The 14,800-nt window shown below is 41.3% G+C and carries 11 protein-coding genes and 1 pseudogene; 4 read left to right on the top strand and 8 right to left on the bottom strand.

Features of this window, described 5'->3' with window-relative positions; all coding sequences use genetic code 11:
* Positions 1–200: 200 nt before the first annotated feature.
* The 7 genes from PUQ00_RS09630 to PUQ00_RS09600 all read right to left on the bottom strand — a co-directional run bounded on the left by PUQ00_RS09630 (position 201) and on the right by PUQ00_RS09600 (position 9,558).
* Complete coding sequence (locus tag PUQ00_RS09630) at positions 201–1,469, bottom strand: class I SAM-dependent methyltransferase (protein ID WP_300415542.1); 1,269 nt, start codon at positions 1,467–1,469, stop codon at positions 201–203.
* Between the two features lie 200 nt (positions 1,470–1,669).
* Entirely contained in the window at positions 1,670–2,698 is a 1,029-nt protein-coding gene (locus tag PUQ00_RS09625; RefSeq protein WP_300415540.1) for an SDR family oxidoreductase, read from the bottom strand.
* Positions 2,699–3,010: 312 nt separating this feature from the next.
* On the bottom strand, positions 3,011–4,225 hold the full coding sequence (lhgO, locus tag PUQ00_RS09620) for an L-2-hydroxyglutarate oxidase (RefSeq protein ID WP_300415538.1): 1,215 nt from the start codon (positions 4,223–4,225) through the stop codon (positions 3,011–3,013).
* A gap of 95 nt (positions 4,226–4,320) precedes the next feature.
* A complete protein-coding gene (gene rfbF / locus PUQ00_RS09615; protein WP_300415536.1) occupies positions 4,321–5,094 on the bottom strand; it encodes a glucose-1-phosphate cytidylyltransferase in 774 nt (257 codons plus the stop codon).
* 730 nt (positions 5,095–5,824) lie between these two features.
* Positions 5,825–7,993, bottom strand: a complete 2,169-nt coding sequence (locus PUQ00_RS09610) for a tetratricopeptide repeat protein (RefSeq protein ID WP_300415535.1) — start codon at positions 7,991–7,993, stop codon at positions 5,825–5,827.
* A gap of 57 nt (positions 7,994–8,050) precedes the next feature.
* Positions 8,051–8,833: a PP2C family serine/threonine-protein phosphatase gene (locus PUQ00_RS09605; protein ID WP_300415533.1), complete on the bottom strand. Its 783-nt coding sequence runs from the start codon at positions 8,831–8,833 to the stop codon at positions 8,051–8,053.
* Between the two features lie 50 nt (positions 8,834–8,883).
* Positions 8,884–9,558, bottom strand: coding sequence for a VWA domain-containing protein (locus PUQ00_RS09600; protein ID WP_300415531.1), 675 nt, complete (start codon positions 9,556–9,558; stop codon positions 8,884–8,886).
* A gap of 726 nt (positions 9,559–10,284) precedes the next feature.
* Here PUQ00_RS09600 and PUQ00_RS09595 point away from each other — a divergent pair.
* The gene (locus PUQ00_RS09595; RefSeq protein ID WP_300415528.1) at positions 10,285–11,670 is read left to right on the top strand and encodes a response regulator; all 1,386 of its coding nucleotides are present in this window, start codon (positions 10,285–10,287) and stop codon (positions 11,668–11,670) included.
* Between the two features lie 450 nt (positions 11,671–12,120).
* Here PUQ00_RS09595 and PUQ00_RS09590 read toward each other — a convergent pair whose 3' ends face one another.
* A complete protein-coding gene (locus PUQ00_RS09590; RefSeq protein ID WP_300415525.1) occupies positions 12,121–13,080 on the bottom strand; it encodes a glycosyltransferase family 9 protein in 960 nt (319 codons plus the stop codon).
* A gap of 69 nt (positions 13,081–13,149) precedes the next feature.
* Here PUQ00_RS09590 and ispD point away from each other — a divergent pair, with 69 nt between their 5' ends.
* The 3 genes and pseudogenes from ispD to PUQ00_RS09575 all read left to right on the top strand — a co-directional run.
* The gene (gene ispD, locus PUQ00_RS09585; RefSeq protein WP_300415523.1) at positions 13,150–13,833 is read left to right on the top strand and encodes a 2-C-methyl-D-erythritol 4-phosphate cytidylyltransferase; all 684 of its coding nucleotides are present in this window, start codon (positions 13,150–13,152) and stop codon (positions 13,831–13,833) included.
* A 143-nt stretch (positions 13,834–13,976) separates the two neighbouring features.
* Complete coding sequence (gene scpB / locus PUQ00_RS09580; RefSeq protein ID WP_300415521.1) at positions 13,977–14,519, top strand: SMC-Scp complex subunit ScpB; 543 nt, start codon at positions 13,977–13,979, stop codon at positions 14,517–14,519.
* A gap of 39 nt (positions 14,520–14,558) precedes the next feature.
* Positions 14,559–14,800 (top strand): annotated as a pseudogene (locus PUQ00_RS09575) (hypothetical protein); the annotation flags it as partial.

The raw sequence follows: 14,800 nt of genomic DNA, 5'->3' as shown, positions 1-14,800 counted from the left end.
AAAGATGTAGTTAAAAAAATCGGCAGTAGCAACACCTTAGTAATTAATCAGTAGCTTGTTATTTTAATTATTTGAGGTTTGATAGCAATATTTTCAAAACAGATATGATACGCCTTTTAATTACTTTTTAAAAGCCGTCGATTATTTAGGCAGTTAAATAATTGGTAAAAAAAGGCGCTTTTATTGCTTCTATTTAGTAATTACGACGCTATTAAAAGCTGATCCGGAACAGAACATGGATAAATTTTTACTTCAGGAATTGGCACTACAAACTGTCCACCCCATTCCCCAATAAATGCCATTTGCTCCATAATTTCTTCCTTGAGATTCCAAGGTAAAATGAGGACATAATCTGGTTTAGTTTCGCGGATTTTATTTGGTTCAAAGATGGGAATATGAGTTCCAGGTAAAAACAAACCCTGTTTGTAGGGATTGCAATCCACTGTGTAATCGATAAAATCTTTACCAATTCCACAGTAATTGAGCAATGTATTGCCTTTGGCTGGTGCGCCATAACCAGCAATTGATTTACCTTCTGCTTTAGCCGTCAACAGAAAATTTAATAGCTTATGCTTTGTTTGTTTGACTTCTTCGGCAAATGTAATGTAAGTCTCTATGCGATGCAGCCCAGCAGCAATTTCTTTTGCTTTCAAATGGCTAACTCGTTCGCTGATGCTGGGATTCTCAGCGTAGTCATGTTTGGCATAAATTCTTAGTGAACCACCATGAGTTGGTAATTCCTCTACGTCAAAAAGTTGCAAATTGTGTGCTGCAAAAATTTTTTCGATAGTGAGGAATGAGAAGTAAGAAAAATGCTCATGATAAATCGTATCAAACTGATTTTCTTGAATAAGTTGTAAAATGTGGGGAAACTCCATCGTCAAAATGCCATTGGGTTTGAGGATGAGTTTCATCCCAGCAATGAAATCGTTTAGATCCGGTACATGAGCTAAAACATTATTACCTATCAAAAGGTCAGCTAATATCCCTTGGTTCACGAGTTCTTTGGCAGTTTCAACTCCAAAAAATTTGTTGATACTAGGAATGCCTCTGGATTCAGCAACCTTGGCGATATTTGCGGCTGGTTCTATTCCTAAAACTGGGATTTCCTTTTCTAAAAAGTATTGCAGTAGGTAGCCGTCATTACTGGCAATTTCAATAACTTGATTATGATGATTAAAGCCAAACTTTTCTACCATAATATCCGCATAAGCCTTAGCATGTTTTAGCCAACTTACCGAGTAGGAAGAAAAGTAAGCATAGTCGCTAAAAATATGATCTGGAGTTTCAAACTGTTCTAATTGAACTAAGAGAATTTCTTCAGAGACATAAGCATGGAGAGGATAAAATTTTTCGGCATTATTTAGCTGTTCTGCTGTCAGATAAGCATTGGCTAAAGGTGACATTCCTAGATCAATAAAGGTTTGGTGTAGAGGTTGACCACTGAAACGACATTTTGCGATCGCCATAAATTTCAGCTCACTGATTGCAAATATTTTGATAAATGAAATGAGTCCGAATAAAATATTATTAGTCTCGGAAACATTGATGTTATTAGTGTGTAACTTTTGATTTAATTGGCTCGGATTTTTGGCTTTAATACTAAAGGCAAAAATCCGAACACTTCCTATAATTAAATTATTTTTTACACACTTATAGCCAAACCTAGCTACTTTATATTCCAGAAAAAATCTTTGTCAATTTGCTCTGTACGAATCAGATACTCTAACTGCTTTAAGCGGGTAAATCCTCTAAATAAGAACGTATCTTCAGCCATATCTATTTGACTGAATAAATCAAATAGCTGCTGGGCACCAAGTCGGGCATTCCAATCACACTTAAATCCGGGTAGGATTGTGTTGATTTTCTCGAAGGATACCCGATAGCTGCGGTTATCTGTGCCGTTCTCACCAAAGGACAATTTACAATCTGGGAAAATATCAGCAATAATTTCAGCGATTTCTTTAACGCGATAGTTGTTTGCTGTATCTCCCACATTGAAGATTTGGTTATGTACAATGTCTCGTGGTGCTTCTAAAGCGCAGACTATTGCTTTACAAATATCCAGTGCGTGGACTAATGGCCGCCAAGGTGTACCATCACTGGTCATCTTGATTTGTTTGCTAGTCCATGCCAACCCTGCTAAGTTGTTTAAAACAATATCAAAGCGCATTCTGGGAGAAGCACCAAAGGCTGTCGCATTCCGCATGAAGGTGGGAGAGAAGTCATCGTCAGCGAGTGGTCTGACATCTTTTTCTACCAGAGTTTTGCACTCTGCGTAGGCTGTTTGGGGATTAATCGGGGATTTTTCTGTGACATCATCTGCGGTAGCAACACCGTAGACACTGCACGAAGACATATATACAAAACGACGCACACCCATAGCCTTAGCCAGACTAGCCAGACGAACTGAACCTACATGATTAATTTCGTAGGTAATATTGGGTGCCAATTGTCCGGCGGGGTCGTTGGAGAGTTCTGCCATGTGAACTATTGCTTCGATACCTTCCAAGTCATCAGGGGTGATGTTGCGGATATCTTTGTTGAGCGTTTTAGGTGTCACACCACTAGCGTTGTACAGCCAACCAACTTTATAGAAACCGGTATCTAGACCGATAACTTCATGTCCCCGTTCAATTAACAGAGGCGGTAATAATGAACCAAGATAGCCTTCTGTGCCAGTTACTAATATTTTCATTGTGGTTAATACCTTTGTATTAATGAGTTAAATTCTTCGTTTAGTAGGGTTGCACAGATGTGCGGCCAAAGAGCGTCTTGCATCCAAAAGGGAACCGCTATCTGAATCTGCTAACAATTATTACGTAGTTACTAAAACCTATTGCAGGCTTACCTATTGGGTAGCAGCACTCTATAACGGTTTTTAATTGATGCACTACATTTTTTTGTTGTGGGATGGGCCGAAAAGCCCGTCTCTTGTATTTCCGGGCGAGCAAGTCACCTCACAAGATTCATCCCTTATTCAGCAGTTCCGGAAGTAACAACTATCTATCTATGCAGTTACTACATTATCTAGATGCGAGAGTTGGGGAATTTGAGTGACTAGCGCTTTGCCGATTTCTAGAGAAGATGTGGCAGCAGGAGAAGGAGCATTGCAAACATGAATGGAATTTTGACCAGAAACAATCAAAAAGTCGTCTACAAGCTTGCCATCGTTCATTAAGGCTTGAGCGCGGACTCCTGCATGGGTGGGAACTAAGTCTTCTGCTTGGACTTCGGGAATTAGTTTTTGCAAACTTCTCGTAAACGCTGCTTTACTAAAGGAACGAATGATTTCTTGGATGCCTTCATCAGCGTGTTTTGCTGCTAATTTCCAAAAACCAGGATAGGTGATGACTTCCAGAAAATCTCGCAGGTCAAAGTCGGTTTTTTTGTAACCTTCGCGTTTGAGTGACAGAACCGCGTTTGGCCCTGCATGGACGCTACCATCAATCATCCGGGTAAAGTGGACACCCAGGAAGGGGAAATCTGGATTGGGAACTGGGTAGATTAGTGTCTTGACCAGATAGCGTTTTTCTGGTGTGAGTTCGTAATATTCTCCCCGGAATGGGACAATTTTTGCTTGGGGTTCAACTTGGCCTAATTTAGCGGTGCGATCGCTATGCAATCCAGTACAATTAATTACAAAGCGTGTTTCAAAGCTACCTTTGTTTGTTTCCAGTACCTGATTTTTACCACTTGAGGAGATTTTCAGAACTTTTGTATTCAGGTGTAAATCCCCACCCTGTTGTTGAATTAACTGGGCGTATTTAAAACAAACTTGCTTGTAATTAACAATACCAGTTGAGAATACCCGAAGCCCACCGACACATTTTACGTGAGGTTCAATTTCCTTGACTTCTTCCGGGCTAATTCTCTGGACTTTTATGCCATTGTCTAAGCCACGTTTGTAGAGATTTTCTAAGCGTGGTAGCTCTTGTTCTTCAGTTGCAACAATTACTTTACCACAAACTTCATGCTTAATTCCATGCTCTTGACAAAATTCTACCATAGAGCGAGAACCATCACGACAAAATTTAGCTTTGAAACTCCCTGGCTTGTAGTAAATACCAGAATGAATCACCCCGCTATTATTGCCGGTTTGGTGAAATGCCCATTGGCTCTCTTTTTCTATTACTAAAATACGGGCGTTGGGATAGCGTTTTCCTAAAGCTAACGCTGTCGAGAGTCCAACTATTCCCCCACCAATAATTGCAAAATCATACATTAGTATTATTGTACTTTAAATTACAGTAAATCTATGAAGTGGGGAGTAGGGAGTGGAGAGTTAAAATTCATAACTCCTAACTCCTAACTCTCTTTCTACCAAACTTTCCAAGGAGCCTGACTATTATTCCATAGCCCCTCTAGATAGTTTTTATCGCGTAAAGTATCCATCGGTTGCCAAAAACCATCATGTTTGAAAGCAGACAGCTGTTCCATATCAGCTAGCTTTTCTAATGGCTCTTGCTCCCACACCGTAAAGTCATCAGCAATTAAATTGATTACTTCTGGTTCTAATACAAAATAACCGCCATTAATCCAAGCTCCATCACCTTCGGGTTTTTCTCGAAAGCTGGTGATTTTAGTTTGCTCATATCCTAAGGAAATGGCTCCAAAACGTCCGGCTGGTTGAACGGCTGTGAGTGTTCCTAATGTATTTTGTTGTTTATGAAACTTCACTAGCTCGGTGATATTAATATCACTTACTCCATCACCATAGGTAAAGCAAAAAGTTTCATTACCAACATGTTCGCTGATTCGCTTTAAGCGTCCGCCTGTCATTGTACTATCACCCGTATTTACTAAGGTGACACGCCAGGGTTCAGCGTAACCAGAATGTACGTTCATCTGGTTAAATCGCATGTCAAAGGTAACATCTGACATGTGTAAGAAATAGTTAGCAAAATACTCTTTAATTATGTAACCTTTGTAACCACAACAAATAATGAAATCATTAATACCGTGGGCAGAGTAAGTTTTCATTATGTGCCAGAGAATTGGCTTACCACCAATCTCAACCATCGGCTTGGGTCTGATACTAGTTTCTTCACTGAGGCGTGTACCAAGCCCTCCAGCCAAAATCACCGCTTTCATGCAATTACCTCGGAGATTTGTAGGGATATTATTATCAGCAAAGAATTCAGGAGTCAGGAGCCAGAATTCAGAATTTAATTGTGTGGGACTGGTGAGGCCGCACAAGTGGCGGGTCTGAATTCCCCACTTTCTTAGTCTGACTGATGAATTCTGAATTCTTCTTCAATTCACTTTCTCGACATGAAGAGGATGCACTTAGATAAAGAAAAATTAATTTTTGATTTCTTTATTCTCCGTCAATAATCTAACTATAATTTTCGGCAAAATTATAAAGGCAATATAAATTAAAATCTTTTCTATATAAAAGCTCTATGAATATTTATAAATACGGAAATAAATTACTCAATTAAATAAAAATCTCACCTATAAAATAACTAGGATTAGCTCCATCTAACCCTAGTCAGGCTTGATTTTTTCAATCAGAACCAATAATATGCCAGTAACAAAACTTACTTGTTTTAGAGGATGTTTTCAAAGTATTGGGCGCATATAATTCGCTCCTAGACAAAGCTTAGTCCACCTCCGTGGAAAGCAGGGAAATTTAAGGGTTTGTTAATCTATAAAGACAGGTAAAGTCTCCTGTAGCCAAGCCAGTGCATTGGACGGGTTTCCCGGCTTATACCCCTGCAATACAAGCAAGCTACAGGTAGCGTCTCCGAACAGGAGAAGCAACTGGCGTGCAACTTCTAGTCACTCAGGCAGTAATAAATTAGACTTTACAAACATCCTCTTAGTTAGTTTTTTGCACATTACCTGAGCTTTGAAATAAAGGGTCACATTTGTTTTCTATGACTACACACATGTTACTGAGTGCTTGCTGATAATTATCCATATCATCTTGCTCAAGAAAGATTTTGGCAGATGCCTGTATATCTTCGATAGCTTTCGTCTGGTTTTTGTTAGATTGACTACCGCCATATTGTGCTAGTTCATAGCGAACCATACCTCGTTTGAGATATGCTTTTGCTAGTTTGGGGCTAATAGTTAATGCATGGTTAAAGTCAGCGATCGCTAAATTATATTCTTGCTCATAATTGCTGCTATATTGAGCAATTTGATAATAAACAGCACCCCTCTGAAAGTAAGCTTCGGCTTTGGATACATTAAGCTTTATTGCCTCGCTAAAATCTGTGATCGCTCTTTTGTAAGCTTGTTGAGATTCACCGCTATATTTAGCCATTTGGGCGCGGACAATCCCCCGTCTGATATAAGCTTCAATTTCATTACTATCCAGACCGATGGCCCGGTTATAGTCAGCGATCGCTAGGTTATACTCTTGATCAGGGTCGTTGCTATATTCGGCGAGCATATAGCGGGCATTGCCCCGATTTACAAGAGCTTTGGTTTGATTGGGCTTGATTGTGAGAGCTTGGCTATAATCTGCAACTGCTCCTTCGTAGTCTTTCAGGTTATAACGGGCATTGCCACGATTTACAATCGCTACGGCATGTGTAGGTTGTTGTTTAATTGCTTCGGTAAAGTTGGCAATTGCTTTTTCGTAGTCTCGGTCTTTGTAAGCAGTGTCGCCCTGCTGATAGTAATCAATGAAGCTGAGGACGTTATTTGTCTGGCGAGACTTCAATGTTTGTTGAGTGTAAGCATTTTGGGAAACCAACGGCTGAGTAAGTTTAATCATGACGTCCGCATATCCCAATAAACCAAAACCTAGCAAGCAACAAATAACCGGGTACAATTTTGACTTCTTGGAACGTTTATAAGGTGAACCCTTTTGGGTAATTATTGGCTGCCAATAATTAGTTAGCTGCGATGACATGGCTCGCTGTGGAAAACGCGGTGTCTGGGTGTAGTGCTTTTTCGCTTTGATTCGCGGTTGTAGATGTTCTCTAGCTTCTATAGCGCGATGTGATGGGAAGGGGTCGCGTCCGCCTAATCGCACAGTACGTTCACACCACGGACAGCTACGCATGTGGCTGTTATAGCGATGTTGGGGATTTGTCGTGCAGGTAATCAGGGAATCTTCAGCTTCAGCTATTGCTGAGAGCCAAGTCTGGGCACTGGGGCGCAGCAGTGGGTTGTTGTGACCTTCTTCAAAACAACGCACAAATAGTTCCTGTAAGCCGGGATGGAGAATTTCCCAAGGGGGTGCAATCGGTGTAGGCAGGTAGGGTACGTGCCGCTTTTCGCTGTAAGTGAAATGACCCGATGCAATGCGGGCTTCGTAGGGTGGTGGCTCAATCGCACCTTGAAAAATCCCCGAAAATGGGTGGGTGCCTTCCATTAAGAGTTGAAATACTAGCACCGCTAACCCAAATAAATCGTGAGAGATTTCGCGATCGTGCTGGGCAAAAGTTTTATTCTGGAGTTCTGGTGGGGTAAACTCTGGTTTACCTACTGGGCAGCGATAAACAACATTGTTGTTTCGGTCGGGTACTTGGAAAGAATCTGTGTCTATCAAAGTCACCAGTGCGGTGTCACTGACGAGGATATTTGACTCGTTCACATCACCAATGCAATATCCACTAGCGTGCAAAGCTGCAAAAGCCGCCGCTAGGTTACGAGCCGTGCGGAGCAGGTACTGATAGTTGAATAGGGGGCAGTGTTCGCGACGGGTTCTGGGGTTGTAAAAGTCGATAATTGGACGCATCCCCTGAATACGTGGCATCAAAAAGCCAAGGATGCTATTTTTGCCATCTGCCGCCCGCAATAAATCCTCTGGCCAAGCGATAGAAATATGCCCCAAACTAGCCGTCGGGTTTTCTGGCGGGTTGGCTAACATCGCCTGGAGTTTATCAGCATGGGCAGTCGTTGGCTTGTGGTAAATCTTCGCCACCAAGTTGTTATCGGATGGCACTGTATAAACACAAGCTTCACCGCCACGCCCCAAACTGACATTGAGGCTGAGGATTTCTTTTCTATGGGAACAACGTAGTACCTGCATAATGAAATTACCGCTAACGGGAGTTATTGTAAGATGTCAAACCTGTAGATGTATTGCTCATGAGTTGTTGAATGCAGCTATAATGAGTGTCAAATCATCATCAGTGCGTTGTGTAATCCGTTCTGAGCGTAAAAATTTTACCAACTGCTCCTTCGCTTCTGTCTTATCCTTGGTATTGGCTACAAATTCAAACAGGGGAAAAAAGAACGGTTTGTGAGGTTCGCCAACAACCATATTCAAAGCCAGCATTTGTAATCCGTCGGTTGTGATACCAACATTTACAATGTCTGTGCGCCATAATCTCATCTGCACTGCATCTAAGGCACTAGCCGAAGTCAAAAAAGTGGTTTCGTTAATGTATTCGCCACTATCAGGTATGGTCAGTGCCAGGAGGTTGCCCATGCCATCTTTTGCCACTGCCAAACCATCACCTATCTGTGCCACACCTACAACTTCTGGTGTGGCGACCATCATAATTAAGGTAGTTGCTAAATCTTGAGGCTGTTTGTCACAAGTAGCCGCCTCAGCCTCCACAGCTTTTTTAGCAGCTAGCATAGCATCATTTAAAAGCGATCGCACCAACGCATCATCACTCAACATTTTTTGGGTTAGCCCTTTGGTGGAAATATTTTCTATTGCTGTCTCCACAGCAACCATCGCTCCCACTTTCCCAAGGCTAGCAGAACCCGCACCATCTGCTGCGGCCGCCACCAAAACATTATCTGACAATATCTGCCAGTGATGAGCATCCTGACATAACTGCTTGTTTTTTAAGTGACTCGTACCACATACAGACGCAGCCACAATCCGCCATTGAGTAATCTGTTTTGATATGTTCATAGATTTTTTGCCAACAGCCAGTTGTGTAAACATCAAGCTGCGATTTTTAATTAAACAGTCCCCCAACCAATTGGCGGTAGTGCTACCTGTTCGTCCACCTGCGAATGAGAAACAGCTGACATACTAGTTGAGAGCCAGACAAACATCTCGATAAAATTTAATCCTTTCAGTTTCAGGGGGGTACGCACAGTTATTTGATTTAAACGCGTCATATTCGCATTTTCTACACCTACCGTAAAAAAAGCTACACGTTTATTCGCCTCATCTCCCTGTAAGCGCTGGGATGCTTGTTCTACCACATGCTCTAACTCGCCTTGCGGTTCTCCATCGGTAATCATAAACACCCAAGGACGATAGTAAGCAATCCCATTGGCACGATACTGAGATTTCCGCTCTTGAATTATGTCTAAAGCTTTATGAATTCCTGCACCCATCGTAGTCAAGCCCTGTGCTGTTAAAATAGGCGGATTGAATTGATCGGCAGTCACAAAGTCTTGTATTACATTTATATTACTATCAAAAGTGACGATCGCGACTTCCACCCGTCTTGCGGCTAAGGAATTTTTGACTAATTCATCCTTTAAACTCAGTAAACCCTGATTTAAAGCCTCAATCGGATCTCCTTGCATCGAGCCAGATGTGTCTAGCAACAGCACACAAGGACAACGTGGTTCTGGGTTCTCAGCAAATTCTACTACTTCATCAAGTCTTAATGTATCATGCATAACTTTTTGTGTTATGTTAAAGTCCAATGCTTTATTTCCTTTTCTTACAGTATATAATTTCAGTCGCCGAGGTCATTACAGAATATAGTATCTAGTAGTAGATGTTCTAATCTTTATTAAAGAAATTATTTTCATGAAGTTCTCTATATATTTAAGATGAACTGAGCAGAGCTTAGTTTATCAAAGCCCAGCATTACCTGTTGTAATCTATCTACCAAAAATTTATATCCATTAAACCTACAGTACAATAAATACGTAAACTTTCCCAGATAAGTTTTTAAAGATTTTATGTAGGAGAATTCTTCCTTTATAGAAAAGTAATTAACCATAATTAAGGTCATTAGCTCCAGAAGTATACCAGTGTAACTGCGCGAACTTGAAATCAAATTTTTCTTTTGAAGATAGTGGGCATAAATAAACGTCATTATTAAGGTCTTCAGCCAATAGTTGTCGACAGTCAGTAGAGCTTAGAAGCAATTAATATCTACTGATAGTCTAGCCAATAATAAGTGTTTACCTTTATTTATACCCCCTACTTATTTTTTAGCTGTAAGTAGAACGTGCCAAATGTAACAAAAAAGTTATAGAAGTGATAGTTTTTTTGTTACATATTTTAAAATAAATAATCTATACATAGAGAAATATTACAAAGAAGAGAATACTTCATAGCTCATATTTTCAATTTACAAATGTTCGGTTGTTGGTTCCGTAAAAAACTTGAAAAATATGAATAATTCCGGTGCATTCACCACACTACGTCCTCTAAGTTTGTTAAGACAGTTATCCAATTGCTCCGACACTACTTGTTTACAAGCATTGAGTAACTCAGTTTCTTGGTCGATTTACTTAGAACAGGGCAAAATAACCTACGCTACCCATTCAGTGGAACCTTTTGATCGATTAGAACGTCATTTGCGTCGCCTCAGCCACCAAATTCCACTGCTTACTAGCGAGGTTCGTGTTGAATTACGTCTGATGTTTGAACCTGATTCACACAGTCAGTTAATCGAAGATGATAGTAATTCCAGAAGCCACCCTCTTGAGTATCAGGCTATATCCTGGCTTGTTAGTCAACAACATCTACATTCTACACAAGCAGCAGTGCTGGTTCAAGAATTAGTTAAAGAGGTGATTGAATCATTTTTGTTCATCAAAGAAGGTACTTATGAATTAACAGAACCACTGAATAGAATGCCAAAAATTTGTGGGCTAGATGTAGAAAAAATTCTCGAAGTTTGCCAAGGGCGATTAGAGAATTGGCAGGCTTTTATTCCCCAAATTTCTTCTCGATATCAACGTCCATATCTGTTGATTAATAGCAAAATTGAGGAAAAAGATTTACCAAACCTCCAGCCATATTTAACTAATTGGATGAAGGGTTTTAGCCTCTGTCATTTGGCTGTAATTTTGAATCAAGATGAAATAGAAGTGGCTCGCAATTTATACCCTTACATCCTGAAGGGTGCGATTATCTTGCATGAACCTGATCCACCATTTGATAAATTACCAAAGATATTTGAGGAGCGAGCGCTTTTCTCAAAATTAATTACAGGGTTACTTGAGACCAAAGAAAAGCTAACTAGCACCCTCAACTCTTACCCAGATATTTCTGAACAGAAGATAGCTCCTGTTCAGCGATTACTACAGATTTCTGCGCCAACCCAAGAAAACTTTCACAAACGAACAATATCAAATAATCTAAATCCTACTTCCCAAAGAGTAACTACTGCTACTGTAACAGCAGAAAAAGTCCACAAAATCGTTTCTGTAGATGATAGCCGCACAATTCTCAAAGCAATTAGTTATTTCTTAGAAAATGAAAATTTTTCTGTCGTGACTATCAATGATCCAATAAAAGCCGCTTTGTCAATTATCAGGCACAAACCGGACTTAATTTTGCTGGATTTAAATATGATCGGAATCGATGGTTATGAGTTGTGTCGAATTATCCGAAATAATTTAACTTTTAAGAAGACTCCGATCATTTTTGTCACTGGCAATAAAGGAATTATAGACAAAGTAAAAGCGAGACTAGTAGGGGCGTCTGGATATCTTACCAAACCATTTACCCGCACCGAATTACTGAAAATAGTCTTCATGCATTTGACTTAAATTAATCACAAAATCTAACGACTTTGAGCTTCTGAATAAGAGGCTATTTATAAAGTAAATATTAAGTAGGGTGTGTTACGGCTATGCAAGGATTTGGGAGTTCGAGAGAGTGAGAAGTAGCCGTAACGCACCATGTTTCTCGGTGCGTTAAGCGTTGCTATAACGCACCCGACAATTTAAGGTTTACTTTATAAATCATCTCTAACTAAAATTATTTAGACATGATATAACCGCAAAATCTAGCTGTCACGTCCAGGTTTTGCGGTGATTCAACAAACGCATAACGTGACATATTCCTACACTGACTGCAAGCAGTACAGTGTAGTCTTATCAACCAATCCAGCTATTGCTGTGCGTAGGCGTTGAGCTTTGTTTCAAGTCCACGGAATGCCTTACCGCAACTAGAAATTATACCAGAAAGAAGCGCATAAATTGGGGCAAACTGCTGGTTTAGGCACCCCAAATTTTCTCTAAAACTGCGTTTGGTGAAACATCCGCCGTTTTTGCCGTGGGGGATTGAATGGCCAGGAATTTATCGTTTCTCGGCAATAACTTAGCTGGATCAGTGGGGCCAAAGAGGGCGATGGTATAAGTTTGAACTGCAACACTCAGTTGTAGTGCCGCACTATCAGTAGACAACATCAAATTTGCTCCAGCAATTATGGCAGTTAACTTGCCAATATCATCTGGGGCTGTCACCTTGATATCTGGAGAAGACCCCAGAAGCGATCGCACAAATTGCTCATCGTCAAGTCCCTTAATGACTACCACAGGCAGATCCGGCTGCTTGTATTGGAAGTTTTGAATAATTTGCTGCCATTTTTCGACAGGGTAGATTTTATCCAGTTCTTTAGCCTGGGATAACTGGCCAGAACCGCCATGAATCAAGATATAGCCTGTTTCATGCACCCCTAAACGTTTCTGTTCCTTCTGTGCCCACTCAATATCTGATTTTGGCACATTTACTGCTAACTCTGGGACAGGGCTTTTGATGCCCAATGGTTGCAGCAAATCGTGGTATAGTTCTGCCGCATACTGGGATGGCTTGAACGGCACAGCGTGGGTAAGAAAACCCGATCCTTTGCCTTGGTAGCCAACGCGTATAGTAATTCCCGTCAACCAGAGTAAAAGATCCACCAACCAATTTTGCTTAACAGCAATGGCAACATCGTATTCGCGATCGCGAATTGTGCCTATCAAGTTACCCCAGTCTGCCAGACTGTTACGGTCTTGAAAATCAAAGGTCAGTACCTCGTGAACTGACTTGCTCACTCGGTAGGCAGCCTTTGACCGGGGTTCAACAACGACATCTATCTGAGCGTTAGGGTAATGGCGCTTCAGGTCATCTAGAGTCGGAAACAAGAGAATTTGGTCGCCAATTCCGCCAGGTACAAGGGCTACTACTCGCATAATATTTATTGACGCTTACTCGCTCCCTATTTTAGGGGAAAATATATAGCTTAAAGATTGAGGAATTCTGTGTATTTACTAATTGCAGCTGCGGGAATGGGAAAAAGAATGGGCAGTAACCGCAATAAACTCCTGCTGCTCGTGCGATCGCAACCAATTATTGCTTGGACTCTATTAGCCGCAGAAGCCGCCACTACAATCAGTTGGATCGGGATTATTTCTCAACCTACTGACTGGTCTGATTTCAAAGCAATTATCACCGATCTGAAGCTGACTAAACCAGTGGAATTGATTCAAGGTGGTTCCACCCGCCAAGAATCTGTTTACAATGGCTTACAGGCGCTACCAGTAGCCGCAAAACAAGTGTTGATTCATGATGGCGCTAGATGTCTGGCCACACCAGATTTATTTAACTCTTGTGCTGAAGCCATTCGCCACTGTCCCGGTTTAATTGCTGGTGTGCCCGTCAAAGACACCATCAAAGTTGTCAATGAACAAGGCATAATTCAAAAAACACCCGACAGACGACAACTATGGGCGGCACAAACTCCCCAAGGATTTGATGTCAAGTTGTTGAAACAGTGCCATGCTGAAGGTGTCCGTCAAGATTGGCAAGTAACTGACGATGCCGCTTTATTTGAAAAGTGCGGCATCGAAGTCCGAATTATCGAGGGAGAGGAGACAAATTTAAAAGTGACTACTCCTCAAGATTTAGCGATCGCAGAATTTATCCTCACGAGTAGAGGCTTTTGAGGGAAAAATGAGGTCAGGAGAAAATAACTCCCTTTATATTTTTGACATATTTAGCTTATTAGTATATAATCCCACACACCTATTTATTATCAGGTGTCCATTGTTGAGTTGCCAATGCCCAATGCCCAATGCCCAATGACTAAATGATTACAGCCACAGCGACGAAGATAGAAGCAATTCTCTATTTAAAGGGTAAACCCTTGTCGCTCGGCGAAATCGCCGAGTATGCCGCGTGCGATCGCGCCACTGTCAAGGAAGGCATAATTGAACTAATGGACAACTATGCCCATCGAGATAGCGCCCTAGAGGTGATAGAAACCCCAGATGGTTACAGTTTGCAACTCCGGTCGGAATTTCATGATTTGGTGCAAACTATGATACCAGTGGAATTGGGTGTAGGTGCATTGCGGACTTTGGCAGCGATCGCCCTTAATAGTCCCATACTCCAGACTGACTTGATTAACTTGCGCGGTTCAGGAGTATATCAACACGTTCCAGAACTCGTCGAACTTGGTTTTATCCGAAAGCGCCGAGACAGTGATTCTCGCTCCTACTCGCTCCAAGTAACGCCGAAATTTCATCAGTATTTCCAAATCGAACAACTCCCGCAAATACTTTCCACCAGCCAGAAGGAAGAACAACTAGAACTAGAACTAGAACTAAAGGGAGTAGGGAGTGGGGAGTAAGAATTTTACATTTTAGATTTTAGATTTTAGATTAAAGAATTGAAATTTAATCCAAAAGACGCGACGCTCGAATACTCGCTAACGCTGCGCTATCGCGGACTCGCTAACGCTCCGCTATCGTCAATCCCTTCTCCCAAGGGGAGACGCTACGCGAACGGCTTGGTGCAGTCGCTCATGGGGGAAACCCCCTGTTCCCGCGCTGCTTCACCAAAATCCAAAATTGAATTGCCCAATGCCCAATGCCCAATGCCCAATGCCCAATGCCCAATGCCCAATGCCCA

The organism is Nostoc sp. S13 (assembly GCF_029379315.1).
Taxonomy (GTDB): Bacteria; Cyanobacteriota; Cyanobacteriia; order Cyanobacteriales; family Nostocaceae; genus Nostoc.
Note: the sequence above shows the minus strand (reverse complement) of the source record. Positions and strands in the feature narration are given on the sequence as shown.